Source organism: Jannaschia sp. GRR-S6-38 (genome assembly GCF_029853695.1).
Lineage (GTDB): Bacteria > Pseudomonadota > Alphaproteobacteria > Rhodobacterales > Rhodobacteraceae > Jannaschia > Jannaschia ovalis.
On record NZ_CP122537.1, the window covers coordinates 1,866,427 to 1,892,611 of the forward strand.

Sequence of the window (26,185 nt, forward strand, 5' to 3'; positions counted from 1 at the left end):
CCTTTCTCAGAAGATTTCGAACAGGCCGGCGGCACCCTGGCCGCCGCCGATGCACATGGTGACGACGCCCAGCTTCGCGCCGCGGCGCTTGCCCTCGATCAGGAGGTGGCCCGTCATGCGCGCGCCGGTCATGCCGAAGGGATGGCCCACGGCGATCGAGCCACCGTCGACATTCAGGATCTCGTTGTCGATGCGCAGCTTGTCGCGGCAATAGAGGAGCTGGCTGGCGAAGGCCTCGTTCAGCTCCCACAGGTCGATATCGCCCACGCTCAGGCCGTGCCGCTCCAGCAGGCGGGGCACGGCGAAGACCGGGCCGATGCCCATCTCGTCGGGATGGCAGCCCGCGACGGCGAAGCCCCGGAACCGGCCCAGCGGCTCGAGGTTGCGCCGCTCGGCCTCGTCCGCGGCCATCATCACGAGGGCGGAGGCCCCGTCGGAGAGCTGGGACGCGTTGCCGGCGGTGATGAACTGGTCCGCGCCGCGCACCGGCTCCAGCTTCTGGAGCCCCTCCAGCGTGGTCGAGGGGCGGTTGCATTCGTCCTGCGCGATGGTGTGCTCGCGCGCGGAGACCTCGCCCGTTTCCTTGTCCTTGACCTTCATCGTGACGGTGATCGGCACGATTTCGGCGTCGAAGCGCCCGGCCGCCTGCGCGGCGGCGGTGCGCTGCTGGCTCTGCAGGCCCAGTTCGTCCTGCGCCTCGCGGCTGATGCCGTAGCGGGCGGCGACGATGTCGGCGGTCTCGATCATCGGCAGGTAGAGATCGGGGCGCGTCTGCTCCAGGAAGGCCTCGCGCGAATGGCGCGCGGGCGGCTGGACCAGGCTGATGCTTTCCAGCCCGCCGACCAGCACCGCCTTGGCACCTTCCTGCGCGATCATGTGCCCGCCCATCGCGATGGCCTGCAGCCCGGAGGCGCAGAAGCGGTTGACGGTGGTGCCCGCCACGCTGTCGGGCAGGCCCGCGCGGATCACGACCTGACGGGCGATGTTCCCGCCGGTGACGTATTCCGGATAGCCGCAGCCCCAGATCGAATCCTCCAGCAGCTCGGGCTCGATCCCGGCGCGGGCGACGGCTTCCTTCGCGACATGCCCGCCCATGACGGCGCCATGCGTGTCGTTGAACGTGCCGCGCCCGGCCTTTCCGATGGCGGTGCGGGCGGTCGAAACGATGACGGCGTCGGTCATGCGGTGTCCTTTCGGTTCAGATCGGCGAAGGCACCGCCTTCCCGCGCGAGGTCGCGCAGGAGCGGGGCGGGCTGCCAGAAGTCGGGCTCCTCCGCGGCGAAGCGTTCGATATCGGCGAGGATCGTATCCAGCCCCTGCGCGTCGGCCCAGTGCATCGGGCCCCCCTTCCAGCGTGGGAAGCCGTAGCCGTGCAGCAGGACGGCATCGACGTCGAGCGGGCGGGCGGCGATGCCCTCGGCCACGACGCGGGCGGCCTCGTTGACCATCGCGGCCATGTAACGGCGGGTGATCTCGTCGGCGTCGAGCGCGCGCGCGGGGCCCGTGCGGCTTTCCGCGACGATGCGCTCGACCTCCGGATCCTCGGCCCCCCGCTTGTCCGCGGTATAATTGTAGTAGCCCTTGCCGGTTTTCCGGCCCAGCCGCCCGGCATGGTAGAGCGCGTCGGCGAAGGTGGCGCGGCGGCCCTGCGGCGCGCCCTCGGCCTTCAGCCGCTCGCGCGTCATGAAGCCGATATCGAGCCCCGCCAGGTCCGAGACCTGGTAGGGGCCCATCGGGAATCCGAAATCGCGGATGGCGGCGTCGATCGCGTAGGGCGAGGCGCCGTCCAGCACCATGCGGTCGGCGGCGGCGCGATAGGCCGACAGGATCCGGTTGCCGATGAACCCGTCGCAGACGCCCGCGCGCACCGCGATCTTGCCCAGCCGCTTGGCCAGGGCGAAGCCGGTCGCGGTGACATCGGGCGCCGTGGCGTCGGTGACGACGACCTCCAGCAGCTTCATGACATGGGCGGGCGAGAAGAAATGCAGGCCCACCACGTCTGCTGGTCGGTCCGTGGCGACGGCGATTTCGTTCACGTCGAGATAGGAGGTGTTGGTGGCCAGCACGGCGCCCGGCTTGCAGACGCGGTCGAGCGTGGCGAAGACCTCGCGCTTGACGTCCATCGCCTCGAAGACGGCCTCGATGGCGATGTCGGCCTCCGCGAGGGCGTCCATTTCCGTGGCGAAGGCTGGGGCGAGGCCCGCGCGTTTGTCGGCGGTGAGCTTGCCGCGCTGCACCGCGGTGTCGAGATTGCCGTCGATGGTCGCGCGGGCGCGGTCCAGCCCCTCGGCGTTCCGTTCGACCAGCGTGACGCGCAGCCCCGCCAGCAGGCAGGCCGTGGCGATGCCCGCGCCCATCGTGCCCCCGCCGACGACGCCGACATGGTCGATCGCGCGCGGCGCGGCATCGAGGCCGGGCACCTTGGCGACCGCGCGATCGGTGAAGAAGGCGTGGATCAGCCCGGCGCGCTGGGGCGTGTCGAGGAGGTGCCGGAACAGGCGGCGTTCCTCGGCGATGCCGTCGTCGAAGGGCAGTCGCGTGGACGCCATGACGGCGTCGAGCGCGGTCACCGGCGCGATCTGGCCCGGGGTCTTCGCCGCGGTCGCCGCGCGCAGGTCGGACAGGTCGCCCTGCGGGGCGGGCAGGTCGCGGGTGCGGCGCGGGGCCTCGCCCTTCAGCTCGGCGGCGAAGGCCAGCGCGGCGGCGCGGAGATCACCCCCGGCCAGCCGGTCGATCAGGCCGCTCTCGACGGCCTCCTCGGCGCGGATGGGCTTGCCGCTGGCGATCATCCGGCCCGCCGCCTCCAGCCCGATCAGGCGGGGCGTGCGCTGGGTGCCGCCCGCGCCGGGCAGGATGCCGAGGCTCACCTCGGGCAGGCCCAGCCGGGTGCCCGGCGCGGCGATGCGCCAGTGGCAGCCCAGCGCGACCTCCAGCCCGCCGCCCAGCGCCGCGCCGTGGATGGCGGCAAGGACGGGCTTCGGGCTGGCCTCGATCCCGGCGATCACATCGGGCAGGGACGGCGCCAGGGGCGCCTTGCCGAATTCGGTGATGTCCGCACCGCCGAGAAACAGCCGGCCGGCGCCCATCAGGACCGCGACCTGCGCCGCACCGTCCGCGGCGAACCGGTCGAAGGCCTCCGCGAGCCCCGCGCGCACGGCCTGGCCCAGCGCGTTCACGGGCGGGTTCTCGACGGTGATGACGGCGATGCCGTCTTGCGTCTCGTAATGCACCTCGGGCATCTCGGCTCCTCTCTCGTCTCAGACGCCGCGCGCGGCGACGGGGGCCGGCGCCTGGCCCATCATGCGCTCCAGCTCGCGGACGGCGTCGCGCAGGGCCGGGCCGACGCGGGTTTCCATCGCGTCGACGGGCAGCATCTCGGGCAGGGCGCCGCAGGTGAAGACCACGGGCTCGCCCAGCTCGCGCGGGTGATAGGGGCAGGCGACGGCGTGGATGTTGGGGGCGAAATATTCCGCCGGATCGGCGATGACGAAGCCGCGCGTCAGAAGCTGGTCGCCCGCGTCGCGGCGGACGGCGGCGGCGCGCTCCGGCGTGAGGCCGCGTTCGCCCCCGGCATCCGCGACGACCGCGTCGAAGCCATCCGCCCCCAGTGCGCCCAGAAGCGCGTGGCCTGAGGAGGAGCCGTTGAGCGGCGGCCGCGCCCCGACCTCCAGCCAGAGCGAGGCGATGCCGTTCGGCCGCCAGGTGCGCACGATCAGCATCCGGCCGCCATCGCGCACCAGGAGCATCGACATCGTCCCCGTCTCGTCCGCCAGCCGCTGCATCAGCGGGCCGGCCATCTCGACGAAGCCGATCGAGGCGGCGGCGAGGTTGCCCAGAACCAGCAGCGCGGGCCCCGGCCGATAGAGATCGTGGCGCCGCGCATGGGTCAAGTAGCCCAGGCTTTGCAGCGTGAAGGTCAGCCGCGAGACCGTGGATTTCGGAAGGCCCGTCCGTTCGGCGATCTCGGCATTGCCCAACCCGTCTTCGCCCGCGCGGAAGGCGCGCAGGACCGACAGGCCGCGGGCGAGCGTGGTGGCGAAGCGGCGGTCCTCCATCACATGCTCCCCGGGATGAGAAGCGAGATGATGGGGAAGGTCATGATCAGGATCAGCACCAACACGTCGATGGTCAGGAAGCGCAGGATGCCCGCGAAGATGCGGTCGATCCCGACCTCGCGGCCCACGACACTGGCGATGACGAAGACGTTCAGGCCCACGGGCGGGGTGATCAGCCCGATCTCGAGTAGCTTGATCACCACCACCCCGAACCAGATCAGGTCGAAGCCGTAGCCTTCCACCAGCGGGATCATCAGCGGCAGCGTCAGGACCATGATGCCGATTGGATCGAGGAACATGCCGAGTGCCAGGTAGATCGCGGCGATGGCGATCAGCAGCACGACCGGGGAGAGCGCCGCCTCGGTCACCACGCCGACGATGTCGGGGGCCACACCGGTCAGCGCGATGAAGGCCACGAAGATCTTGGCCGCCGCGGCGATCAGGAAGATCGACGCGGTCTGGATCGCCGTTTCGCGCAGCGCGTCCCAGAGCGCGCGGAAGGTCAACGTGCGCTGGGCGAAGCCGATCAGCACGGCCGCGGTGACGCAGATCGCCGCCGCCTCGGTCGCGGTGAAGATGCCGCCGTAAATGCCGCCCACGATGATCGCGAAGAGCGCGACGGCGGGCCAGGCGTCCAGCGCGGCGCGGCCGCGTTCGCCCATCGTCGTCGTCCCCTCGGGGATCGGGGCCGCGGACGGGTCGCGATGGACCCAGATCCAGATCACCAGGATGAAGCCCGCCAGCGACAGAAGGCCGGGCAGGATGCCCGCGAGGAAGAGCGCCGAGATCGAGGTCTCGGTGAAGATGCCGTAGATGATGAACAGGACCGAGGGCGGAATGAGCGAGCCCAGCGTCCCGCCCGCCGCGACCGAGGCCGTGGCCAGCCGCGTGTCGTAGCCCATGCGCAGCATCTCGGGCGAGCAGATGCGGCCCATGGTCGACGCGCAGGCGATCGACGATCCGGTGATCGCCGAGAAGCCGCCGCAGCCCACGACCGAGGCCATGGCGACGCCGCCGGGCAGGCGGGCCAGCCAGACGCGGGCGGCGTGGTAGATCTTGGTCGTGATGTCCGCGCGGTAGGCGATGTGGCCCAAAGCCACAAAGAGCGGGATCATCGACAGGTCATAGGAATGGATTAGGTCGAAGCTGTTGGAGAACACCATCGAGGTGGTGGGCCGGACCGCGCGCCAGGGCATGAACTCGCCGGTGCGGAAGGCGAACATCACGAAGCTGCCCACCGTGGCGACGCCCGCCAGCGCGAAGGCGATCGGCACGCGGATCGCCAGAAGGCCGATGACCGAAGCGAAGGCGACGAGGCCGACGGTGCTGCCGTCCATCACGGCGTCTCCATCAGGTCTTCGGCGGTCGCGGCGGGGTCCAGATGCCCGCCGGCGCGGATCGTGCGGATATCGGCCACGGCCATCAGCAGAAGGCGGATCCAGCAAAAGCACATGCCGATCAGGAAGATCACCCGGCCCGGCCATTTCGGCAGCGCCAGCTCGCCGAAGAAGAAGGTGCCCGAGGCCAGCGTCTCGGTCGCCTCGCGCCAGCCGGCATAGATCAGCGGCGAGAGCGCGGCGCAGCCGGCGAGGCTGCCGGCCACGATCAGCCAGTCCTGGACACGGCGCGGCATCCGCTTGGACAGGAACTCGACCACGATATGGGCGCGCGCAGTGGTCGCGGCGGCCAGCGGCAGGACGATGGCGGCGACCATCAGCTCGCGCACGATGACGATGGTGTCGGGGATCGCCCCGCCCATCGTGGCGCGCATCACCACGGAGGTCGTGATCAGAAGGCCCAGGCCCAGGATGGCCAGGACCGACAGGTCCAGCAGAAGGCGTTCGATGCGATGCAGCATGTCTCTCTCGCGGGGAGGGTGGGGCGCGCCCGGGATCGGGCGCGCCCGGAGAGGCTCAGCGCTCCCAGGGGTAGCCCTGCGCGTCGCGCTCGTCCGCGAACTGGGTGAGCAGCGTCTCGTACTCGGCCAGGAGCGTCTCGCCGTTCAGGCCCGACTGGTTCGCGCGCTCGACCCATTGGGCGACGTAGCGGGTGCCCTGGGCGACCAGCTTGTCGCGCTCGGCGGCGTCCAGCTCGATGATCTCGACGCCCGCCTCGCGCATCGTCTCGATCGCCTTCGCGTTGTCGGCGGTGATGAGCTCGCCCAGCGTGTCGGCCATGGCGATGCCCGCCTCGGCCAGCGCCGCCTGCACCGCCGGGTCGAGGCTGTCATGCATGTCCTTGTTCATGAAGATGCCCAGCGCGCCGACCTGGCCCCAATCGAGCAGGGTGTAGCTGTCGATCACCTCCTGCTGCTTGAGCGCGGCGATGGCGTAGCTGTAGCCCTGGCTGCAATCCAGAAGCCCGGTGTCGAGACCCTGATAGGCGTCGTAGATCGACATCGCGACCATGTTGGCGCCGAAATCCTTGAACGTGTCGCCATAGGCGCCGACGCCGCGGACCTTCAGGCCCTCGATGTCGTCGACCGACCGGATGGCCGCGTCCTTGCAGCCGATATTCACCGCCGAGGTGGTGAAGGTGCCGATATAGACGAGGTTCTGGTCGGCCAGCTGCTGCTCGATGGCCTCGGAGGCCCGCATCAGCGCGTCGGTGGCGCGCATCCCGACCCAGGCATCGGCGTTGCGCAGCGGCAGGTCGGCGATGCCGTAGCCGATCATCTCCTGCGGGAAGTAGACGCCGATGACGGTGCCCAGATCGGCCACGCCGTCGGCGATCGAGCCCGCGGCCGCGTTCGCCTTGAAGAGCGCGCCGCCCCATTGCACGTCCACCTGAACCGCGCCGTCGGTGCGCGCCTCGAGATCGTCCACGAAGCTTTGCAGCGCGGCGGCGCGGGCGCCGCGGTTCGGGCCGGCCTCGCCCAGGATCAGCGTGGTCTGCGCGAAGGCGGCGGAGGCGGCGAGGCACAGCGCGGCCGCGGTGGTGGTCAGCAATTTCATGATGTCTCCTCCCAGAGATCCGCAATTTCACTATGCGGAACAGCGTTTCACAAACGTGACGGTAGAGAAGCCCGCCGCACGGCGCAACCGCGCCGGCGCGGGGGGGCGCCTCAGGCGGATTCGTGCAGGGTCAGGAAGGGCGCCAGCGCCTCGGGCAGCGTCGCGATGCCGAGGCCGGGGGTGTCGGGGACGGTCCAGCGTCCGGCGTAATCGCCCCCGAAGGCGTCGCGTAGCGCGTTCGGGTTCACGTCGACCTCCAAGAGGCCGTCGCCGCCCACCGCGGCCAGCAGATGCGCCGAAGCGGCCAGCCCGATCCCGCCGCCGAGGAAATGCGGGCAGTAGCGCCGGCCGGCGGCCACCGCCGCGCGCCCCACCGCGCGGCAGCCGGTGATGCCGCCCCATTTCGCGACGTCGGGCTGGATCACGGAGAGATGCCCGGCGGCGATGGCCGCGTCGAACTGCGCGCCCGCGAGGTTCTCGCCGCCCGCGAGCGGCGTGCCGCGGCGGGCGAGCCGGGCCCAGACCGCGTCCGGCGCGGTGGCGATCACCGGCTCCTCCAGCCAGGCGAGCCCGTCCACCGCGTCGAGGAAATCCGCCGCCGCATCCGCCTCCCAGGCCTGGTTCGCATCGGCCATGATCGCGATCCTGGCCTCGGCCAACAGGCGATTGACCTGCGCCGCTTCGCCCGGACCGAATCCGACCTTCACCTTGGCCGCCGGGAAGCCCGCGGCGCGGGCGGCGGCGACCATCGCGCCCGCCCGGGCGATCGGGATGCCGCTGGCATAGCAAGGTATCGCGTCGCGCGTGGCCCCCAGCATGCGCGCGAGGGGCAGGCCCCGCCGCCGCGCCGCGAGATCCCAGGCGGCGATGTCCAGCCCGGCGACGACTTGCGCGAACGGCCCCGGTTCGCCGCATTGCAGGGCACGGATGCGCGTGGCCGCGTCCAGATGGCGGAACAGCGCGGGCGGGTCGTCGAAGGCCTGCCTAATCAGCAACGGGGCCACGTCCTGCACCAGCAGGCGCACGCGATGCTCGGCGCCCGCGGCGGGCCAGTTGGCGAAGACCTCGCCCCAGCCGAAGCCGCCCTCGGCATCCTCGATCCGGACGAAGACGGCGGGCCGGTCGCGCATGATCCCGAAGGAGGTCGCGACCGGGTCGGTCAGCGGCTGGCGGAAGGCGAAGCCCTCGACCCGCGCGATCCGCAGCGGCGTCATTCGCGCAAGAGCCCCGTCAGGTAGTCGCCATAGGCGTTCTTGCCGAACATCGCCGCCCGCTGGCGCAGCGCATCGGCGTCGATCCAGCCCTGCTGGAACGCGATCTCGTCGGGGCTCCCGGCCTGCAGGCCCTGCCGCTCCTCCAGCGTGCGCACGAAATTGCCCGCATCGAGAAGCGAGCCGTGCGTGCCGGTGTCGAGCCAGGCGTAGCCCCGACCCATGGTCCGCACCGACAGCGCGCCGTCGCGCAGGTAGCTTTCCAGAAGCGCCGTGATCTCCAGCTCGCCCCGGTCGGACGGCGTGACGGCGCGCGCGCGTTCGGGCGCTGTGCCGTCGAGGAAATAGAGCCCCGTCACCGCGTAGTTCGAGGGCGCGACGGCCGGCTTCTCGACGATGCCGCGGACGCCGCCCTCGGGGTCGAACTCCAGCACGCCGTAACGCTGGGGATCGGCCACGTGATAGCCGAAGACCGTCCCGCCCTCGGGGCCGACATCGGCCATCAGGTCGGGCAGGCCGTGGCCGAAGAAGATGTTGTCGCCCAGCACCATAGCCGAGGGCGCGCCGTCGAGGAATTCCTCGGCCAGCAGATAGGCCTGCGCCAGCCCGTCGGGGCTGGGCTGTTCGACATAGTCGAGCCGCAGGCCCCATTGGGCCCCGTCGCCCAGTGTGCGGCGGAACTGGTCGCGATCCTGCGGCGTGGTGATGATCGCGATCTCGCGGATGCCGGCCAGCATCAGCACCGAGAGCGGGTAGTAGATCATCGGCTTGTCGTAGATCGGCAGGAGCTGTTTCGAGAGCCCCATGGTGATCGGGTAGAGCCGCGTGCCCGACCCGCCGGCGAGGATGATGCCCTTGCGTGTCATGGAATCTCTCCGAGGTCGTGCAGGATGTCGCGCAGGCCCGCGCGCCAGTCGGGTCGCGCCAGGCCGAAGGCGGCCTCGATCGTGCGGCAGTCGAGGCGCGAGTTGAGCGGCCGGGGCGCGGGCGTCGGGTAGTCGGCGGTCGGGATGTCGGTGACGGTACAGGCGAGGCCGGCCGTCTCGAAGATGGCGCGCGCGAAGCCCGCCCAGCTGATGTCGGGCGCGCCGGCGTAGTGATAGGTGCCAGATTGATCCGGCGCGTCCACCAGGGCCTGCGCGATGGTGGCGCAGGCGGCGGCGAGGTCGCGTGCCGGGGTCGGCCCGCCCACCTGGTCGGCCACGATGCGAAGACTGCCCCGGTCGCGGCCCAGCCGCAGCATGGTCTTCACGAAGTTCGAGCCATGCGCGCTGACCACCCAGGAGGTGCGCAGGACGGCATGCGGCCCGCCCGCGGCGCGCACCGCCGCCTCGCCCGCGAGTTTTGTGCGCCCATAGGCCGAGAGCGGGGCCGTCGACGCGTCGGGCGCGTGCGGCGCGTCGCCCGAACCGGCGAAGACGTAATCGGTCGAGACCTGGACGAAGGGGATGCCCAGCCCGGCGCAGGCCCGGGCCATGGCGGCGGGGGCGCGGGCATTGGCCAGATGCGCGCCGAATTCGTCCTCCTCCGCGGCGTCGACGGCGGTCCAGGCGGCGGCGTTGATCACGGCCGCGGGCGCGGCGCGGCGGATGGCGTCGGCGCAGCCCTCGGGATCGGTCAGATCGGCCTCCGTCCGGCCGAGGCAGCGCGTGCCCGGACGGCGCCCCAGCTCGGTGGCCAGTTGCCCGGTTCGTCCGATGACGAGGATCATCCCCCGGTCCCTAGGCGCTGGCCCACGCCCTGCCGGTCCATCAGCGGGCGCCACCAATCCTCGCGGTCGAGATACCAGTGCACGGTCCGCTCCAGCCCCGCCTCCAGCGTGACCGAGGGCCGCCAGCCCAGCTCGGCGCGGATGCGGGTCGGGTCGATGGCGTAGCGGGCGTCGTGGCCCGGGCGGTCGGCCACGAAGCGGATCAGCCGGTCATGCGGCGCGCCGTCGGGGCGCAGCCGGTCGAGGATCGCGCAGATCGCGCGGACGAGGTCGATGTTCCGGGCCTCGTTCTCGCCGCCGATATTGTAGCTGCGCCCCACCGTCCCGCGCGCCAGCACGGTCAGCAGCGCGTCGGCGTGATCCTCGACGAAGAGCCAGTCGCGCACGTTGGCGCCTTCCCCGTAGACCGGGATCGGCCGGCCGTGCAGCGCGTTCAGGATCACCACGGGAATCAGCTTCTCGGGGAAGTGATAGGGCCCGTAATTGTTGGAGCAATTGGTCAGCAACACCGGCAGGCTGTAGGTCTCGTGCCAGGCGCGGACGAGGTGGTCCGAGGCCGCCTTCGACGCCGAATAGGGGCTGCGCGGGTCGTAGGGCGTGTCCTCGGTGAACTGGCCGGTCGGTCCGAGCGAGCCGAAGACCTCGTCGGTGGAGACGTGGTGGAAGCGGAAGCCCGCAGGCCGGCCTTGTGCGATCCAGAAAGCGCGCGCGGATTCCAGCAGGTTGAAGGTGCCGGTCACGTTGGTTTCGACGAAATCGGCCGGGCCGTCGATCGAACGATCGACATGGCTTTCGGCCGCGAGATGCAGGACGGCATCGGGCGCGTGCCGGGCGAAGACCCGGTCGAGCGCCGGGCGATCGCGGATATCCGCCCGCTCGAACGCGTAGGCGGGATGTTCGGCCACTTGGGCCACGTTGCGGGGGTCGGCGGCATAGGTCATCGCGTCGAGATTGACGACGGCGTGGCCCGCCGGGATCGCGGCGCGTACCACGGCCGAGCCGATGAAGCCGCAACCGCCGGTGACGAGGATCTTCATGGCGCGTCCCAGGTGAAGGGGCTGTCGAAATCGGCGAGCGGCGGGGCGGCGCGGTCCTTGTCGGACAGGATCGGGTCGCCGGTCAGGCCCCAGTCGATGCCGCAGCTGTCCCAGCCCAGCGCGCCGTCATGCGCGGGCGAATAGGTGTCGGTGCATTTGTAGACGATCTCGGTCCCAGGTTCGCGCGTCGCGAAGCCGTGGGCGAAGCCCGGGGGGATCCAGAGCATGCGGCCATTGTCGAAGCTCAGCTCGTAGCCGACCCACTGGCCATAGTAGGGCGAGCCGCGGCGAATATCGACGGCGACGTCGAACAGCGCGCCGCGCCCGCAGCGCACGAGCTTGCCCTGCGCCCGCGGCGGGGCCTGGAAATGCAGCCCGCGCACCGTGTCGGCCTGCGCCGAGAGCGAGTGGTTGTCCTGCGCGAACTCGGCGGTGATGCCGGCGGCGGCGAAGCGGTCGCGGTTCCAGGTCTCCGAAAAGAAGCCGCGGGCGTCGCCGTGACGGACCGGGATCAGCAGCTTCACGCCCGGCAGGGCGGTGTCCTCGACGTGCATGATCCCTCGGCGTTGCGGCTCCGGCCCCATGACTAGCCGCTCGCGCTTAGGCTTTCCATAACCGCGTCGCGGCGTTTGACAGGTCGCGGGGCGGGCGGGCATGACGGCATCATGGCCGAAACCCGAACCGCGCCGCGTCACGCTCTCGTCACCGGCTCGGCCGGGTTCATCGGGCATCACGTCGCCGCGCGTCTGCTTGACGATGGCTGGCGGGTGACCGGGCTCGACGCGATGAGCGATTACTACGACCCCGCGCTCAAGCGCGCGCGCAACGCGCGGCTGGAGCCGCGGGACGGCTTCGCCTGGGTCGAGGGGCGGCTGGAGGATCCGGACGCCTTCGCGCGGGCCTGGGGGGCCGGGCCCTTCGACGCCGTCATCCATCTCGCTGCGCAGGCCGGGGTCCGGCACTCGATCGAGGCGCCGGGCGATTACGTCGATGCCAATCTGCGCGGGACATTTGCGCTGCTGGAGGCGGCGCGCCATCGACCGCCGGCGCATCTGCTGCTGGCCTCGACCTCCTCGGTCTACGGCGCGAACACGGCTATGCCCTACCGCGAGATCGACCGCGCCGATCACCAGATGTCCTTCTACGCCGCGACCAAGAAGGCCACCGAGGCGATGGCGCACAGCTACGCCCATCTCTACGGTCTGCCCACGACCATGTTCCGGTTCTTCACCGTCTACGGACCCTGGGGCCGGCCCGACATGGCGCCGTCGCTCTTCACCTCGGCGATCTTCGAGGGGCGGCCGATCAAGCTGTTCAACGGCGGTGACATGCGGCGGGACTTTACCTTCGTGGGGGACCTCGTCGAGCGGCTGGTCGCGCTGATCGACGTGCCGCCCGGCGACGCGCCGGCGGGCGATTTCGACAGCCTGAGCCCGGTCGCGCCGCACCGGATCGTCAATATCGGCACCGGCCGCCCGACCGAGCTGGCCGAGTTCGTCGCGTCGATCGAACGGGCCGCGGGCCGCGCGGCGCTTCGCGAGATGCATCCGATGCAGCCCGGCGACGTGCCTGCGACCTGGGCGGACACGACCCTGCAGGACGCGCTGATCGGGCCCCGCCAGGTCACGCCGCTGCAGACCGGCATCGACCGCTTCGTGGACTGGTTCCGCGATTATCACGGCGCCTGACCGGCCCGAGAGGGCAACGGGAACTGGACGATTTTCGCGCGGGCCGTCATGGTCCTGTCATCCAGTTGCCTCAGAGGGGCGGCGCGGAAACCGCGGGTCCGCCGAAGACGGGCCCGCAGAACAGGGAGAGAGAGATGACCAAGACCCGACTTCTGGGCGCCGTCGCGCTGGGCGCGATCGCCTTCGCCGCAGCGCCCGCCATGGCGCAGGACTGCCCGCGCGGCGATCTGGACGACCGCTATTGCGACACCGATGGCGACCTGATCGCCGACGTGCCCGCGGATCCGGCCGACCAGATCGACCCGGACACGCTGATCTTCGCCTACACCCCGGTCGAGGACCCCGCCGTCTACGCGACCGCGTGGGCCGATTTCCTGGCCTATCTGGAGGAGCAGACCGGCAAGAACGTCGAGTTCTTCCCCGTCCAGAACAACGCCGCGCAGATCGAGGCGATGCGCTCGGGCCGCCTGCATATCGCGGGCTTCAACACCGGCTCGAACCCGCTGGCGGTCAATTGCGCGGGCTTCCGGCCCTTCACTATCATGGCGGGCGAGGACGGCTCTTTCGGCTACGAGATGGAGATCATCACCCATCCGGAGAGCGGGATCGACGCCGTCGAGGACATCAAGGGCGGCCAGCTGGCCTTCACCTCCGAGACCTCGAATTCGGGCTTCAAGGCGCCCTCGGCGATCCTGAAGTCGGATTTCGACATGGAAGCGGGCGCCGATTTCGAGCCGGTCTTTTCGGGCAAGCACGACAACTCGATCCTGGGCGTCGCCAACCAGGACTACCCGGCCGCCGCCATCGCCAACTCGGTCAAGGAGCGGATGCTGGAGCGTGGCGTGGTCACCGAGGACCAGCTCAAGGTGATCTACACCTCGCAGACCTTCCCGACGACGGGATACGGCACGGTCTACAACCTGACGCCCGAGCTGCAGCAGTCGATCCGCGACGCCTTCTTCAGCTTCGAGTGGGAGGGCACGTCGCTGGAGGAGGAATTCTCCAAGAACGGCGAGGCGCAGTTCCTCGAGATGACCTACCAGGAGTTCTGGGACGTCATCCGCAAGATCGACGCCGCCAACGGCGTCAGCTACGCCTGCGAGTGATCGCGCGCGATTGACGACAGCGCGCGCGGCGGCCATGGGTCGCCGCGCGAGACATCCGGGGGGAGACGGACCATGCTGCGGCTCGAGAAGCTGGTGAAGACCTACAAGACGGGCGACCAGGCGCTGAAGGCCGTAGATCTCGAGGTGCCCTCGGGGCAGGTGCTGGCGCTGATCGGGCCCTCGGGCGCGGGCAAATCGACCCTGATCCGCTGCATCAACCGGCTGGTCGAGCCGTCCTCGGGCAAGGTCTGGCTGGCCGAGACCGAGCTGACGGGCCTGGGCCAGGGCGCGCTGCGCCGCGAACGCCGCCGGATGGGCATGATCTTCCAGGAATACGCCCTGGTCGAGCGCCTGACGGTGATGGAGAACGTGCTGTCGGGCCGGCTGGGCTATGTCGGCTTCTGGCGCTCGCTCGCCCGCCGCTTCCCGCAGAAGGACGTGGACGAGGCGTTCCGCCTTCTCGACCGCGTGGGCCTTCTGCACATGGCCGACAAGCGTGCCGACGAGCTATCGGGCGGGCAGCGCCAGCGCGTGGGCATCTGCCGCGCGCTGATCCAGGACCCCAAGCTTCTGCTGGTCGACGAGCCGACCGCCTCGCTCGACCCCAAGACCAGCCGCCAGATCATGCGGCTGATCTGCGAGCTCTGCGAGGAGCGGGGGCTGGCCGCGATCATCAACATCCACGACGTCGCGTTGGCGCAGCGCTTCGTGCAGCGCGTCATCGGCCTGCGCTTCGGCGAGATCGTCTATGACGGCCCGCCCGACGGGCTCAGCCCCGACAAGCTGACCGAGATCTACGGCGAGGAAGACTGGGAAGCGACGATCAAGAAGGACGACGAGGCGCCGGTGGAGGCCGCGGAATGAGCCATCGCGAACTCGACGACATGCTGGGCACCCGCTGGCGCAAGCCGCCTTTGGTCCAGCGCGCCTGGCTGCGCTGGGTGCTGGGGCTCGGGCTCCTGGTCTATCTCGTGCTGGCCATCGCCTCGGTCGAGGTCGACTGGGGCCGGGTCTATGATGGTCTGGACCGAGGCTGGGCCTTCGTGCTGGCCTTCACCTCGCCCGATTTCACCTCGCGCGCCTCCGACATCTGGAGCGGCATGCTGGAATCCATCGTGATGACGGTGGCGTCCTCGGTGGTGGGCATCCTGATCTCGATCCCGATCGCGCTGGGGGCCGCGCGCAACATCGCGCCGCTGCCGGTCTACATGATCTGCCGCGGCATCATCGCCGTCAGCCGCGCCCTGCAGGAGATCATCGTGGCGATCCTGCTGGTCGCGATCTTCGGCTTCGGGCCGCTGGCGGGCTTCCTGACGCTCAGCTTCGCGACCATCGGCTTTTTGTCGAAGCTGCTGGCCGAGGATATCGAGTCGATGGATCGCAGCCAGGCCGAGGCGGTCCGCGCGACCGGAGCGCGCTGGTCGCAATGGATCACCTACGGCATCCAGCCGCAGGTCATCCCCCGGCTCATCGGCCTGTCGATGTACCGGATCGACATCAATTTCCGCGAGAGCGCGATCCTCGGCCTCGTCGGCGCGGGCGGGATCGGCGCGACGCTGAACACCGCCTTCGATCGGTACGAATACGACACGGCGGCGGCCATCCTGCTGATCATCATCGGCATCGTGATGGCGCTCGAATATCTCAGCGGCATCGTCCGTGCGCGGGTGCAGTGACATGCCGGTGATCGAAACGACGGCCGGCCCCGCCTGGCGCAAGCGCACGACGGGCCAATCCATGGTCCGCTGGTTCGGATGGCTGCTGGGCCTCGCCGCCTTCCTGTGGTGCTGGGTCCGGATCTCGGAATCGACGACCTGGTTCTTCGTCTGGGACGCGCCGCGCATCGCGTCCGACATCTTCACCCGCGCCACGCCGCCGCGCTGGTCCTACATGGACAGCCTCTGGCTGCCGATCTGGGACACGATCAACATCGCCACGCTGGGCACCATGGCCGCGCTGGTCATGGCGGTTCCGGTGGCCTTCCTGGCGGCCAGCAACACCACCCCCTCGCGCGTCTTCGTGCGGCCCCTGGCGCTCCTGATCATCGTGGCGACGCGCTCGATCAACTCGCTGATCTGGGCGCTTCTGCTGATCGCGATCATCGGGCCGGGCGTCTTCGCGGGGATCTGCGCCATCGCCATCCGCTCGATCGGCTTCTGCGCCAAGCTGCTCTACGAGGCCATCGAGGAGATCGACCGCAGCCAGGTCGAGGCGATCACCGCGACGGGCGGATCGCGCTGGCAGGTCATGGCCTTCGGCATCGTCCCGCAGATCGCGCCCGCCTTCGCGGGGATCGCGGTGTTCCGCTGGGACATCAACATCCGGGAATCGACCGTGCTGGGGCTGGTCGGCGCGGGCGGAATCGGGCTGCAACTGCAGGCCTCGCTCAACACGCTGGCCTGGCCGCAGGTCTCGCTGATCCTTCTGGTGATCCTGTTCGCGGTGGTGATCTCGGAATGGGTCTCGGCCAAGGTCCGGGGCGCGATCATCTGAGCGATTTCGGCGACATCTTCGCGGGCTACGAGGCCGTGCGCGCGCGCCTGCCCGAGGCCGGGCCGGGCGGCGCCTGCGCGCCCGCGCGCGACCTGTCCGAGATCGCCGACGGGTTCGACATCTTTCTGCTGGACGCCTTCGGCGTGCTGAATGTGGGCGATGGCGCCATCCCCGGCGCTGTCGAGCGTGTCCACGCGCTGCGCGATGCGGGCAAGCGGGTGCTGGTCGTGTCGAACGCCGCGGGCTTCCCGCATGCGAAGCTCATGGAGAAATACGACCGGCTGGGCTTCGGCTTCGCGCCCGAGGACGTGGTGACGAGCCGGAAGGCCCTGCTGGCCGCGCTGACGGGCGAGGCCGGACGCCACTGGGGTGTCATGGCCAATCCCGACCTCGGCCGCGCCGATCTGGAGGGGCTGGACCTGCGGTTCCTCGGCGACGATCCGGCGGATTACGAGGCGGCCGAGGGGTTTCTCCTGATCGGCTCGGCCATCTGGACCGAGGCGCGGCAGGATCGACTGGTCCGGGCCCTTCGCGACCGCCCGCGCCCCGTGCTGGTCGGCAATCCCGATCTCGCTGCGCCGCGCGAGAACGGCGCCTCGCGCGAGCCCGGGCACTGGGCCCACGCGCTGGCCGATGCGACGGGCGTTGCGCCGCGCTTTCACGGCAAACCCTTCGCCGACATCTTCGACCTCGCCTTCGACCGGCTGGGTCACCGCCCCGGACGCCGCGCGCTGATGGTCGGCGACGCGCTGCACACCGACGTGCTGGGCGCGCAGGTCGCGGGCGTGGCCTCGGCGCTGGTGACGGGGCACGGGCTTCTGAAGGGGCGGGACGTCGCGGGCGCGATCGCGGCCAGCGGCATCCGGCCCGATTTCGTGGTCGAGACGACCTGACCGCCCCGCGCCGCTAGCCCAGCCCGTCGCGCAGGGTGCGCGCCAGCTCGGCCAATTGCGGACCCAGCGGCGAGGTCCGGCGCCAGACCAGCCCGATGCTGCGCGCGGGCGGCGGGTCGGGGAAGCGGCCGATGGCGACGGGGGCGGAACGCGCCTCGACCGCGACGGCCATCTCGGGGATCAGCGTGACGCCGAGCCCCGCGCCGACCATCTGCACCAGCGTCGAGAGCGAGGCGGCCTCCAGCCCGTGGCGCCGCGCGTTCGGCCGCAGCGCGCAGACCTCCAGCGCTTGGTCGCGGAAGCAATGGCCCTCTTCCAGAAGCAGCAGCTTCATCCGCGCCAGCGCCGCGGGGTCGGGCATCGGGCGGTCGGCCTCGGCCGCCGGGCGGACCAGCACGAAGGCCTCCGACAGGAGCGGCGCCTCGGCCAGCGAGGGCTCGGACACGGGCAGCGCGACGATGGCCGCGTCGAGCGTCCCCTGCTCCAGCGCCTCGACGAGCCGGGGGGTGATCGTCTCGCGCAGGTCGAGCTCCAGCCCCGGATAGGCGGCGGCGAGTGCCTCGGTCAGGCGCGGCAGGAGATAGGGCGCGACCGTCGGGATGATGCCCAGCCGCACCCGCCCCGAGAGCGCGCCGCGGGACAGGCGCGCGAGGTCGCCCAGCTCGTCCACATGCCGCAGGATGTCGCGCACGCGCCCCGCCACCTCGCGGCCCACGCCGGTCAGCGTCACCCCCCGCGGGCCGCGTTCGAAGAGCGCCACGCCCAGCGTCTCCTCCATCTCGCGGATCTGGACCGAGAGCGCGGGCTGCGAGATCGCCGAGGCCTCGGCCGCGCGGCCGAAATGCCCGTGCCGGGCCAGCGCCTCAAAATAGCGGAACTGTCGGAGGGTCAGGTTCTTCATAGGCTCTGGTTATAGAGCGGATTGGAAAATGCAACTTTTGCAAATGGCCCCGGGCTGGTATCGGGACGCATCATTCGGCCCCGCGCGGGCTTCGAGACGGGAGAGAGACGATGATGGACGGATCCGACAGCGGCGCGGGCAAGTGCCCGGTCATCCACGGTGTCACGCTTCACACCACCAACAAGGGGCGCACCAACAAAGACTGGTGGCCCAACGCGCTGAACCTGCGCATCCTGCACCAGAACCTGCCGCAGACGACGCCCACGGGCGAGGCCTTCGACTATGCCGAGGCGTTCAAGACGCTCGACCTGAAGGCGCTGAAGCAGGACCTGGCCGATCTGATGACCGACAGCCAGGACTGGTGGCCCGCCGATTACGGCCATTACGGCCCGTTCTTCGTCCGCATGGCCTGGCACTCCGCCGGCACCTACCGGACCGCCGATGGCCGCGGTGGCTCGTCCTCGGGCTCGCAGCGCTTCGCGCCGCTGAACTCCTGGCCCGATAACGGCAATCTCGACAAGGCGCGCCGCCTGCTTTGGCCGATAAAGCAGAAATACGGCGACGCGATCAGCTGGGCCGACCTGTTCATCCTGGCTGGTAACGTCGCGATGGAGACGATGGGCTTCAAGACCTTCGGCTTCGGCGGCGGCCGGGCCGATATCTACGAGCCCGAGGAGGACATCTACTGGGGCACCGAGGACACCTGGCTCGACGGCAAGGCGCGCTACGGCGACCAGTCCGAGGGCCGCTACCTCGAGAACCCGCTGGCCGCGGTCCAGATGGGCCTGATCTACGTGAACCCCGAAGGCCCCGACGGCCGCCCGGATCCCGAGCAATCCGCCCATGACATCCGCGAGACCTTCGCCCGGATGGCGATGGACGACGAGGAGACTGTCGCCCTGATCGCGGGCGGGCACACCTTCGGCAAGGCGCACGGCAACGGTGACGCGACCCTGCTGGGCGCGGAGCCCGAGGGCGCGGCGATGGAGGATATGGGCTTCGGCTGGAAGAACCCCTACGAGACCGGCAACGGCAAGCACACCGTCACCTCGGGCCTCGAAGGCGCCTGGACGCCCACGCCCACGACCTGGGATAATTCCTACTGGGAGACGCTCTTCGGCTGGGACTGGGAGCTGACCAAGTCGCCCGCCGGCGCGCATCAGTGGAAGCCCAAGCAGCCGGAAGCGCAGGACATCGTGCCCGACGCGCATGACGACGAGCGGCATCCGCCGATGATGGCGACCACCGATATCGCGCTGATCACGGACCCGGCCTATCGCAAGATCTCGGAGAAGTTCCGCGACGATCACGCGGCCTTCGCCGATGCCTATGCACGGGCCTGGTTCAAGCTGACCCATCGCGACATGGGCCCGAAGATCCGCTACCTGGGCGACGAGGTCCCGGCCGAGGATCTGATCTGGCAGGATCCGATCCCGCCGGTGGATCACCCGCTGGTCGACGCGGCCGATATCGCGGAGCTGAAGGCCAAGCTGCTGGCGGTCGTCCCGGCGCAGCAGCTGATCCAGACGGCCTGGGCCTCGGCCTCGACCTATCGCGGGTCCGACAAGCGGGGCGGCGCCAACGGCGCGCGCATCCGCCTGGCCCCGCAGAAGGACTGGGAAGCGAACCAGCCGGCGCAGCTGGCCGACGTGCTGGCGAAGCTGGAGGCCATCAAGGCGGAGTTCGACGCGAAGGGCGACACGAAGGTCAGCCTGGCCGACCTGATCGTGCTGGGCGGTTGCGCCGCGGTCGAACAGGCGGCCGAGGCTGGCGGCCACGCGGTCGAGGTGCCCTTCACGCCGGGCCGCACGGACGCGAGCGCGGCGCAGACGGATGCCGAGAGCTTCGAGCCGCTCGAGCCGCGGGCCGAAGGCTTCCGCAACTTCCAGGCGGTCGAGTTCACCGCCTCGCCGGAAGAACTGCTGGTCGACCGGGCGCAGCTGCTGACACTGACGGCGCCCGAGATGACGGTGCTGGTGGGCGGTCTGCGTGCGCTGGACGCCAACCATGCCGGCGGCAAGGACGGCGTTCTGACCGACCGTCCGGGCGTGTTGACGAACGATTTCTTCGTCAACCTGCTCGACATGGGCACCGAGTGGAAGCCGGAGAGCGAGGGCGCGACGCGCTATGTCGCGCGCGACCGCAAGACCGGCGAAGAGCGTTGGACCGGCACGCGCTGCGACCTCGTCTTCGGCTCGAACTCGCAGCTGCGCGCAATTGCCGAATACTACGCGCAATCCGACAAGGCGGAGACCTTCCTGAAGGACTTCGTCGCCGCCTGGACCAAGGTGATGGAGCTCGACCGCTTCGACCTGCACGGCTGACCCAAGCGCGATCACAAGAACCGGACGCGGCCCTTCGGGGCCGCGTTCTGCGTTTCAGGCCAGCATCGCCGCCACGTGCTCCCCGACCGCCATCGAGGAGGTCAGGCCGGGGCTTTCCATCCCGAACAGATGCACGAGCCCGGCCACCCCGTGATCCCCCGGCCCGCGGATCATGAAATCCGCCAGCGGTTCGCCCGGCGGCGTGATGCGCGGGCGGATGCCGCAGGTATCCGGGGCCAGCGCGCCGTCGGGGAGGCCGGGCCAGAACTTGCGGATCGCGTCGTAGAACGGCCCAGCATCCACATCGTTTCGATAGTCGATCACCGGCGCGTCGAGGTAATGGACCGAGGGTCCGAAGCGCACCTGGCCGCCGGTGTCGCGGATCGAATGGACGCCCAGCGAGGCCGCGTCCGGCGCGGGATAGATCAGCCGCTCGAAGGGCGAGGGGCGCCCGCCCAGCGAAAAGTAGCAGGCCTTCACGAAGTTCTGGACCGGTATCTCGATGCCGGGGTCGTCCATCGCGCGCGCCACGTCCCAGGCCCCGAGACCGGCGGCGTTGACGAGGTTGGTGCAGGTCAGGCGCGTGCCATGCGCATCCGCGATGTCGAGCGCGAAGCCCTCGGCCGTCCGCGTGACGCGGCGCAGGGGCGCGCGAAGGGCGAAATCCGCGCCTGCCGCCTCGGCCTCGCCCTGCAGCGCGTGCATGAAGGCGCTGGCATCGACCACGCCCGTCTCGGGCGAGACGAGGGCGCCGCGGCAGGCCAGTCCCGGCTCCAGCGCCTTGGCCTCCGCGCCGGGGATCACGCGCAGATCGCCCGCGCCGTTCGCGCGCCCGCGCGCGCAGAGCGTCTCCAGCTCCGCGAGCTGCGCGTCGGATGTGGCGACGATCAGCTTCTGGCAGTTGATGTGGTCGACGTGATGCGTCCGGCAGAAATCGTAGAGCATCTCGCGCCCGCGGACGCAGAGCCGCGCCTTCAGCGACCCGGGGGCGTAGTAGATGCCGGCATGGATCACCTGGCTGTTGCGCGCGGAGGTGTGGTGACGGCCCGAATCCTCGGCCTCCAGGACCAGCACCTCGTGCCCCGCCTGCGCCAGCGCGCGGGCGATGGCGGTGCCGATGACGCCCGCCCCGGCGACGACGGTCTGGACGTGGTCCGTCAATGCCCGGCGGGCGCCGCCGCGCCCTTCATCGCGACATTGACTAGCGCGGGCTTCCCGCTGGCCAGCGCGCGGTCCAGCGCGGCGTCGAGCCCGGCAGCCTCGGTCACGTATTCGCCATGCCCGCCCAGCGCGGCCACCGCCGCGTCGTAGCGCGCGCCGCTCAGGTCGCAGCCGATCTGCCGGTCGGCGCCGTAATCGCGGATCTGGATCTGCGCCTCGGCGTTCCAGCAGCGGTCGTTGCCGACCACGACGACGAAGGCCACGCCCTCGCGCGCGGCGGTCTCGAACTCGGCGAAGTGGAAGCCGACCGTGCCGTCGCCCACCAGCGCGATCACCGGCGCCTCGGGATCGGCCATCTTCGCGGCCAGCGCATAGCAGGGCCCGCCGCCGATCGCGCCCGAGATGCCGTTGGTGATGCGCCGTGCGGCGCGCGTCGTGGCCTGCGCCCATTGCCCGAATTCGCCGCCGTCGCAGATCACCACGCTTCGCGGATCGGCGTCGAGCTTGCGCTGCACCGCGGCGCCGATCTGGGCGGGCGAGATCCCGTCCGTGGCATCGGGCTCGGGCGGCGGGGCGTCGAGCAGGTCGGTCACCCGGGCGCGCCAGGCGTCACGATCGCCGCCCTGCGCGGCGCCGATCAGCGCCTCGGCCGCGTCGCGCGGATCGGCGGTCGAGGTCGCGGCGAGCTTGGTGCCGAGGTTGAGATGCGCGCGGTCGCGCTCGGCCGGGTCGGGCGTGACCAGGAAGACCTGCGCATCGTCGCGGAACGGCGCGCCGAAGCCGAGCGTGAAATCGACCCGCTTGCCCAGGCAGAGCACGACATCCGCCTCGCGCAGGGCCGCGCCCGCCTGGCCCAGCGCCGGATCGCGCAGGCCGCGCGGGCTTTCCATCAGGATGGAAGGGGCGTCCAGCGCGTCGACCAGCGCGTCGGACAGGCCCGGCTCGCGGGTGGGCGAGACCACGGGGCCCAGCAGGATCAGCGGCCGTGCGGCGCGGGCCATCGCCTCGGCGATGCGCGCGGCTTCGCCGCCGGCCATGGCCATGCGGTCGCGCCGGGGCGCCAGGGGCACGGGGGCGTCGCCCGCGTCGCCCTCGACCGCATCGAAGGCCAGCGCGACATGGACCGGCCCGGGGCGGCCGGACATCGCCACGCGCAGCGCGCGCGCCGTCGCGGGCCCCAGATCGGCGGGCTTGCGGGGCCGCAGCGACAGCTTGGTCAGGGGCCGGGTCATGCCGGTCTGGTCCATCTCCTGGAAAGCGCCGCGCCCGTCTTGCGCGACCGGGCTGTCCCCCGACAGAAGCAGCACCGGGCTGTCGGATTCGCGCGCGGTCAGAAGCGGACCCAGCGCATTGGCCAGCCCGCAGCCGGCGGTGACCAGAGCCACGCCGACCTCGCCCGTCATCTGGGCATGCGCCTCGGCCATGAAGACGGCCGCGCCTTCATGGCGGGTGTGCACGATCCGGATGCCCGCCGTGAGGCAGGCGTCGTAGACCGGCATGATCTGGTTGCCCGACAGCGAGTAGATCCGCGTAACGCCCGCCGCCTTCAGCGTCGCGATCAGAAGGTCCGCGCCCCTCATGCCGGGGTCCCCCGGCGGCGCGCGGCCTTCCAGCCGGCGCGCGCAATGGCGATCACCGTGATCGCGGTCAGCGACCAGAAGACCCAGGTGATCGGCCCCCGGAACAGGATCAGCGGCGAGGAGCCCGACATCAGCATCGCCTGCCGGAAATTGTCCTCGAGAAGCGGGCCGAGGATGAAGGCGATCAGGAAGGGCGCGGCGGGGATCTGGAACCGCAGGAAGAAGAAGCCGACCCAACCCATGGCGAACATGACGCCCACGTCGAACAGGTTGTTGTTCACGGCGAAGACTCCGTAGACGCAGAGGATCATCACCGCCGGGAACAGGACGCCGCGCGGGATGTCGGCCACGAACTTGAACGCCCTGATCGCGACCGAGCCGATGAAGAACAAAAAGACCGAGCTGACGATCAGCCCGATGAACAGCCCGTAGATGATGTCCACGTTGATGATGAACATCATCGGCCCGGGCTGCAGCCCGTGGATCATGAAGGCACCCATGATGATCGCGGTGATGACGTCGCCGGGTACGCCCAGCGCCAGGAGCGGGATCAGCGTCGCGCCCGCCACGCCGTTATTGCCCGCCTCGGAGGCGGCGACGCCCTCAAGCTCGCCCTTGCCGAAATTGGCCCTGTTGGGCGATTTCCGCCGCGCCTCGGAATAGCTGAGAAACGCGGATGGCGCCGCGCCGATGCCGGGGATCGAGCCCAGGAACACGCCGATCAGGCTGCCGCGGACGATGGATTTGAACGAGGCGAGGTATTCCTTGATCGTCACCCAATTGTCGCCCAGCGACCGGGTCTGCCCCTCATGCGCGCGGGGGTTCCAGACCATGGACAGGATCTCGGGAATGGCGAAGAGACCGATCAGAACGGCGATGAAATTGAGCCCGCCCATCAGGTTCGGGTCGCTGAAGGTGAAGCGGTTGGTGCCGTAGACGAGATCGAGCCCGATCGTCGCCAGGAGCAGCCCCAGAAGCGCCGAGAGCGCGCCGCGCAGCAGGCTGTCGCCCGAGACGCCCGCGATGATCGTCAGCGAGAACAGGATCAGCGTGAAGAACTCGGGCGGGCCGAAGGACAGCGCGAAGCTGGCCAGCCAGCCCGCGAACAGGATCAGCGCCAGGTTCGAGATCAGGTCCGCCGTGCAGGAGGCCCAGAGCGCCATGCCCAGCGCCTTGCCCGCCAGCCCCTTCTCGGCCAGCGGATAGCCGTCGAGCACCGTCGCCGAGGAAGCAGGCGTGCCCGGCGTCTTGATCAGGATCGCCGGGATCGAGCCGCCGAAGATGCCGCCCTTGTAGACGCCAAGCAGCAGCAGGATGCCGGTGATCGGCTGCATCGCGAAGGTGAAGGGCAGGGTCAGGGCGACGGCCATGGTGGCCGACATGCCTGGGATCGCGCCGCCGATCACGCCGATGAGGACGCCGAGGCCCAGCGCGAGGAAGGCCTCGACATTGCCGACCAGCGAGAGGCCGGCCATCAGGCTGTCCATCAGGCCCATGGGAAACGCTCCTTCACGGAAGTCTTATGAATTCGCCCTGCGGGATCGCGACCCCGGCGACCTTGGCGAAGAAGAGATAGAGCAGGAGCGGCACCAGGACCGCCGAGCCCAGCGCCCAGCCCGGGTGCCGCGTCTTCACCAGGAAGGCCAGCGCCGCAAAGGCCAGCATCGCCGTCCAGACGAGGCCCAGCCGCGGCAGGGCCCAGAAGGTGACGACCATCACCACGGCGGCCCCGACGAGCCGCGCGACGGCCTGCGGCCGGTCGTGGACATCCGACGCGGCCTTCTCGGCCCGCGGCAGGCGCAGCGCGGTCGCGATCAGGGACAGCCCGATCAGCGCGGTCAGCGCCGCCAGCGTGTTCGGCCAGAACAGCGGCGAGAGCACGATGTTGCGGACATTGGAGGGCGAGGACACCCAGGTCGGGATCGCCCAGAAGAGCAGGAGCGCGGCGACCAGCACGGCCCCGATGCCGAGCTGGAGATGCAGTCGTCGTTCGGGCAAGGCGGCTCTCCGGATGGATGGGGCGCGGCGAACGGGTGCCCGCCGCGCCCTGGCTCAGATCAGCCTGTCAGCCTTCGATGCGCATGCCAAGCTCGTCCACGAGCGCGCGGAAGGTTTCGTACTGGGTCTGGATGAAGGCATTGGCCTCCTCCGGGCCCATCAGCTCGATGATCGAGCCGCGGCTTTCCATCACGGTCCGGAAGTTCTCGTCCGACGTGGCCTCGGCCATCCACTCGCCCCACTTGGCCGCGACGTCGTCGGGCAGGTCCGCGGGGCCGGCGATGCCGGTCCAGCCCACGAGGCGCTCCAGCTCGGGCTTGCCCAGATCCGCGGCCGAGGGGGCGTCGAAGCCCTCGATCGGATCGGGCGTGGTCACCAGCAGGGGACGCATCTGGCCGTTGGCGATGAAGCTCGCCACCGAAGAGGAGTTGGTGCAGAGGAAATCGGCCGTGCCGTTGAGCACCGCCGTCGCCGCCGCGCCGCCGCCCTGCTGCGGGATATGCGTCGCGGTGTTGGCCGCGTCCTCGACCCCGAAGGCGTCGAGCACCATCACCGCGCCTAGGTGCAGGCCCGAGCCCACGCCCGAGGAGGAGAAGGCGACGCCGTCGCCATTGGCCTTGGCGATCAGGTCGTCCATCGACTGGATGTCGGACCCGGCGGCCACGGCGCAGGCGAAGGGGTTGATCTCGTAGACGTTGACGAAGCGGAAATCGTCCAGCGTGTAGGGCAGCGTCGCCTTCATCGCCGGGTTCACGCTGTGCGAGCCGACGCGCGCGAACAGCATCGTATAGCCGTCGGGTTGCGCGTTCTGCACCGCGACCGAGCCGGTGGCCCCGCCCGCGCCGGTGATGTTGGCCATGACCAGTGGCTGGCCCACGGCATTGCCCAGAGGCTCGGCGATGGAGCGGGCCGAGATGTCGGTCGCGCCGCCCGCGCCGTAGGGAATGACCATGTTGATGGCCCGTTCCGGATACTCGGCCCAGGCCGCCGTGGCGGTCAGTCCGGCCAGTGCAGCGGCCAGAACGCCCGTGCGAATTCGTGTCATGTCGATCCTCCCATTCCACGGACCGCGC

The 26,185-nt window shown here is 70.3% G+C and carries 24 protein-coding genes; 7 read left to right on the plus strand and 17 right to left on the minus strand.

Features of this window, described 5'->3' with window-relative positions; all coding sequences use genetic code 11:
• Positions 1 to 6 precede the first annotated feature (6 nt).
• The 11 genes from P8627_RS09495 to rfbC form a co-directional block, all read right to left on the minus strand.
• Positions 7 to 1,182 (minus strand): acetyl-CoA C-acyltransferase, encoded by a 1,176-nt coding sequence (locus tag P8627_RS09495; protein WP_279963859.1) that lies wholly within the window; start codon positions 1,180 to 1,182, stop codon positions 7 to 9.
• On the minus strand, positions 1,179 to 3,239 hold the full coding sequence (locus P8627_RS09500) for a 3-hydroxyacyl-CoA dehydrogenase NAD-binding domain-containing protein (protein WP_279963860.1): 2,061 nt from the start codon (positions 3,237 to 3,239) through the stop codon (positions 1,179 to 1,181). The genes P8627_RS09495 and P8627_RS09500 overlap by 4 nt, the downstream gene beginning before the upstream one ends.
• Before the next feature lie 18 nt (positions 3,240 to 3,257).
• On the minus strand, positions 3,258 to 4,055 hold the full coding sequence (locus P8627_RS09505) for an IclR family transcriptional regulator (RefSeq protein ID WP_279963861.1): 798 nt from the start codon (positions 4,053 to 4,055) through the stop codon (positions 3,258 to 3,260).
• Positions 4,055 to 5,392: a TRAP transporter large permease gene (locus P8627_RS09510; RefSeq protein WP_279963862.1), complete on the minus strand. Its 1,338-nt coding sequence runs from the start codon at positions 5,390 to 5,392 to the stop codon at positions 4,055 to 4,057. Before P8627_RS09510 ends, P8627_RS09505 begins: the two co-directional genes overlap by 1 nt.
• On the minus strand, positions 5,392 to 5,913 hold the full coding sequence (locus tag P8627_RS09515) for a TRAP transporter small permease (RefSeq protein WP_279963863.1): 522 nt from the start codon (positions 5,911 to 5,913) through the stop codon (positions 5,392 to 5,394). The genes P8627_RS09510 and P8627_RS09515 overlap by 1 nt, the downstream gene beginning before the upstream one ends.
• A gap of 55 nt (positions 5,914 to 5,968) precedes the next feature.
• A complete protein-coding gene (locus tag P8627_RS09520; RefSeq protein WP_279963864.1) occupies positions 5,969 to 7,009 on the minus strand; it encodes a C4-dicarboxylate TRAP transporter substrate-binding protein in 1,041 nt (346 codons plus the stop codon).
• 110 nt (positions 7,010 to 7,119) lie between these two features.
• Positions 7,120 to 8,223: a mandelate racemase/muconate lactonizing enzyme family protein gene (locus P8627_RS09525; protein WP_279963865.1), complete on the minus strand. Its 1,104-nt coding sequence runs from the start codon at positions 8,221 to 8,223 to the stop codon at positions 7,120 to 7,122.
• Positions 8,220 to 9,086 carry a glucose-1-phosphate thymidylyltransferase RfbA gene (gene rfbA / locus P8627_RS09530; RefSeq protein WP_279963866.1) on the minus strand — a complete coding sequence of 289 codons (867 nt, stop codon included), beginning with the start codon at positions 9,084 to 9,086 and terminating at the stop codon, positions 8,220 to 8,222. The genes P8627_RS09525 and rfbA overlap by 4 nt, the downstream gene beginning before the upstream one ends.
• Positions 9,083 to 9,931, minus strand: coding sequence for a dTDP-4-dehydrorhamnose reductase (gene rfbD / locus P8627_RS09535; RefSeq protein ID WP_279963867.1), 849 nt, complete (start codon positions 9,929 to 9,931; stop codon positions 9,083 to 9,085). Before rfbD ends, rfbA begins: the two co-directional genes overlap by 4 nt.
• Positions 9,928 to 10,968, minus strand: a complete 1,041-nt coding sequence (gene rfbB, locus P8627_RS09540; RefSeq protein ID WP_279963868.1) for a dTDP-glucose 4,6-dehydratase — start codon at positions 10,966 to 10,968, stop codon at positions 9,928 to 9,930. Before rfbB ends, rfbD begins: the two co-directional genes overlap by 4 nt.
• Positions 10,965 to 11,522, minus strand: coding sequence for a dTDP-4-dehydrorhamnose 3,5-epimerase (gene rfbC, locus P8627_RS09545; protein ID WP_279963869.1), 558 nt, complete (start codon positions 11,520 to 11,522; stop codon positions 10,965 to 10,967). Before rfbC ends, rfbB begins: the two co-directional genes overlap by 4 nt.
• A 111-nt stretch (positions 11,523 to 11,633) precedes the next feature.
• Between rfbC and P8627_RS09550 the strand changes: the two genes are divergently transcribed.
• From P8627_RS09550 to P8627_RS09575, 6 genes are all read left to right on the plus strand, one after another.
• A complete protein-coding gene (locus P8627_RS09550; RefSeq protein WP_279963870.1) occupies positions 11,634 to 12,656 on the plus strand; it encodes an NAD-dependent epimerase/dehydratase family protein in 1,023 nt (340 codons plus the stop codon).
• A gap of 134 nt (positions 12,657 to 12,790) precedes the next feature.
• Positions 12,791 to 13,762 (plus strand): phosphate/phosphite/phosphonate ABC transporter substrate-binding protein, encoded by a 972-nt coding sequence (gene phnD, locus P8627_RS09555; protein ID WP_279963871.1) that lies wholly within the window; start codon positions 12,791 to 12,793, stop codon positions 13,760 to 13,762.
• Positions 13,763 to 13,834: 72 nt separating this feature from the next.
• Positions 13,835 to 14,626 carry a phosphonate ABC transporter ATP-binding protein gene (gene phnC / locus P8627_RS09560; RefSeq protein ID WP_279963872.1) on the plus strand — a complete coding sequence of 264 codons (792 nt, stop codon included), beginning with the start codon at positions 13,835 to 13,837 and terminating at the stop codon, positions 14,624 to 14,626.
• Positions 14,623 to 15,438, plus strand: coding sequence for a phosphonate ABC transporter, permease protein PhnE (phnE, locus tag P8627_RS09565; RefSeq protein WP_279963873.1), 816 nt, complete (start codon positions 14,623 to 14,625; stop codon positions 15,436 to 15,438). Before phnC ends, phnE (P8627_RS09565) begins: the two co-directional genes overlap by 4 nt.
• Before the next feature lies 1 nt (position 15,439).
• Positions 15,440 to 16,255 carry a phosphonate ABC transporter, permease protein PhnE gene (phnE, locus tag P8627_RS09570; protein ID WP_279963874.1) on the plus strand — a complete coding sequence of 272 codons (816 nt, stop codon included), beginning with the start codon at positions 15,440 to 15,442 and terminating at the stop codon, positions 16,253 to 16,255.
• Entirely contained in the window at positions 16,219 to 17,148 is a 930-nt protein-coding gene (locus tag P8627_RS09575; RefSeq protein ID WP_279963875.1) for an HAD-IIA family hydrolase, read from the plus strand. The genes phnE (P8627_RS09570) and P8627_RS09575 overlap by 37 nt, the downstream gene beginning before the upstream one ends.
• Positions 17,149 to 17,161: 13 nt before the next feature.
• Here P8627_RS09575 and P8627_RS09580 read toward each other — a convergent pair whose 3' ends face one another.
• Positions 17,162 to 18,049 (minus strand): hydrogen peroxide-inducible genes activator, encoded by an 888-nt coding sequence (locus P8627_RS09580; RefSeq protein WP_279963876.1) that lies wholly within the window; start codon positions 18,047 to 18,049, stop codon positions 17,162 to 17,164.
• 113 nt (positions 18,050 to 18,162) lie between these two features.
• Between P8627_RS09580 and katG the strand changes: the two genes are divergently transcribed.
• Positions 18,163 to 20,373: a catalase/peroxidase HPI gene (katG, locus tag P8627_RS09585; protein WP_279967443.1), complete on the plus strand. Its 2,211-nt coding sequence runs from the start codon at positions 18,163 to 18,165 to the stop codon at positions 20,371 to 20,373.
• Between the two features lie 54 nt (positions 20,374 to 20,427).
• Here katG and P8627_RS09590 read toward each other — a convergent pair whose 3' ends face one another.
• The 5 genes from P8627_RS09590 to P8627_RS09610 form a co-directional block, all read right to left on the minus strand.
• Positions 20,428 to 21,534: an NAD(P)/FAD-dependent oxidoreductase gene (locus P8627_RS09590; protein ID WP_279963877.1), complete on the minus strand. Its 1,107-nt coding sequence runs from the start codon at positions 21,532 to 21,534 to the stop codon at positions 20,428 to 20,430.
• Positions 21,531 to 23,114, minus strand: a complete 1,584-nt coding sequence (locus tag P8627_RS09595; protein WP_279963878.1) for a thiamine pyrophosphate-binding protein — start codon at positions 23,112 to 23,114, stop codon at positions 21,531 to 21,533. Before P8627_RS09595 ends, P8627_RS09590 begins: the two co-directional genes overlap by 4 nt.
• Positions 23,111 to 24,610: a tripartite tricarboxylate transporter permease gene (locus tag P8627_RS09600; protein ID WP_279963879.1), complete on the minus strand. Its 1,500-nt coding sequence runs from the start codon at positions 24,608 to 24,610 to the stop codon at positions 23,111 to 23,113. The genes P8627_RS09595 and P8627_RS09600 overlap by 4 nt, the downstream gene beginning before the upstream one ends.
• Before the next feature lie 13 nt (positions 24,611 to 24,623).
• Positions 24,624 to 25,112, minus strand: coding sequence for a tripartite tricarboxylate transporter TctB family protein (locus P8627_RS09605; RefSeq protein ID WP_279963880.1), 489 nt, complete (start codon positions 25,110 to 25,112; stop codon positions 24,624 to 24,626).
• 67 nt (positions 25,113 to 25,179) lie between these two features.
• Entirely contained in the window at positions 25,180 to 26,157 is a 978-nt protein-coding gene (locus tag P8627_RS09610) for a tripartite tricarboxylate transporter substrate binding protein (RefSeq protein WP_279963881.1), read from the minus strand.
• Positions 26,158 to 26,185 lie beyond the last annotated feature (28 nt).

Bases quoted from the DNA above. Each gene is read 5' to 3' on its own strand.
- phnE (WP_279963874.1), top strand. From the start codon at position 15,440: ATGCCGGTGATCGAAACGACGGCCGGCCCCGCCTGGCGCAAGCGCACG.
- katG (WP_279967443.1), top strand. From the start codon at position 18,163: ATGGACGGATCCGACAGCGGCGCGGGCAAGTGCCCGGTCATCCACGGT.
- P8627_RS09550 (WP_279963870.1), top strand. From the start codon at position 11,634: ATGGCCGAAACCCGAACCGCGCCGCGTCACGCTCTCGTCACCGGCTCG.
- P8627_RS09520 (WP_279963864.1), bottom strand. From the start codon at position 7,009: ATGAAATTGCTGACCACCACCGCGGCCGCGCTGTGCCTCGCCGCCTCC.
- P8627_RS09580 (WP_279963876.1), bottom strand. From the start codon at position 18,049: ATGAAGAACCTGACCCTCCGACAGTTCCGCTATTTTGAGGCGCTGGCC.
- P8627_RS09510 (WP_279963862.1), bottom strand. From the start codon at position 5,392: ATGGACGGCAGCACCGTCGGCCTCGTCGCCTTCGCTTCGGTCATCGGC.
- phnD (WP_279963871.1), top strand. From the start codon at position 12,791: ATGACCAAGACCCGACTTCTGGGCGCCGTCGCGCTGGGCGCGATCGCC.
- P8627_RS09525 (WP_279963865.1), bottom strand. From the start codon at position 8,223: ATGACGCCGCTGCGGATCGCGCGGGTCGAGGGCTTCGCCTTCCGCCAG.
- rfbC (WP_279963869.1), bottom strand. From the start codon at position 11,522: ATGCACGTCGAGGACACCGCCCTGCCGGGCGTGAAGCTGCTGATCCCG.
- phnC (WP_279963872.1), top strand. From the start codon at position 13,835: ATGCTGCGGCTCGAGAAGCTGGTGAAGACCTACAAGACGGGCGACCAG.
- P8627_RS09575 (WP_279963875.1), top strand. From the start codon at position 16,219: ATGGGTCTCGGCCAAGGTCCGGGGCGCGATCATCTGAGCGATTTCGGC.
- P8627_RS09495 (WP_279963859.1), bottom strand. From the start codon at position 1,182: ATGACCGACGCCGTCATCGTTTCGACCGCCCGCACCGCCATCGGAAAG.
- P8627_RS09505 (WP_279963861.1), bottom strand. From the start codon at position 4,055: ATGGAGGACCGCCGCTTCGCCACCACGCTCGCCCGCGGCCTGTCGGTC.
- rfbA (WP_279963866.1), bottom strand. From the start codon at position 9,086: ATGACACGCAAGGGCATCATCCTCGCCGGCGGGTCGGGCACGCGGCTC.
- P8627_RS09595 (WP_279963878.1), bottom strand. From the start codon at position 23,114: ATGAGGGGCGCGGACCTTCTGATCGCGACGCTGAAGGCGGCGGGCGTT.
- P8627_RS09610 (WP_279963881.1), bottom strand. From the start codon at position 26,157: ATGACACGAATTCGCACGGGCGTTCTGGCCGCTGCACTGGCCGGACTG.
- P8627_RS09500 (WP_279963860.1), bottom strand. From the start codon at position 3,239: ATGCCCGAGGTGCATTACGAGACGCAAGACGGCATCGCCGTCATCACC.
- phnE (WP_279963873.1), top strand. From the start codon at position 14,623: ATGAGCCATCGCGAACTCGACGACATGCTGGGCACCCGCTGGCGCAAG.
- P8627_RS09515 (WP_279963863.1), bottom strand. From the start codon at position 5,913: ATGCTGCATCGCATCGAACGCCTTCTGCTGGACCTGTCGGTCCTGGCC.
- rfbB (WP_279963868.1), bottom strand. From the start codon at position 10,968: ATGAAGATCCTCGTCACCGGCGGTTGCGGCTTCATCGGCTCGGCCGTG.
- P8627_RS09600 (WP_279963879.1), bottom strand. From the start codon at position 24,610: ATGGGCCTGATGGACAGCCTGATGGCCGGCCTCTCGCTGGTCGGCAAT.
- rfbD (WP_279963867.1), bottom strand. From the start codon at position 9,931: ATGATCCTCGTCATCGGACGAACCGGGCAACTGGCCACCGAGCTGGGG.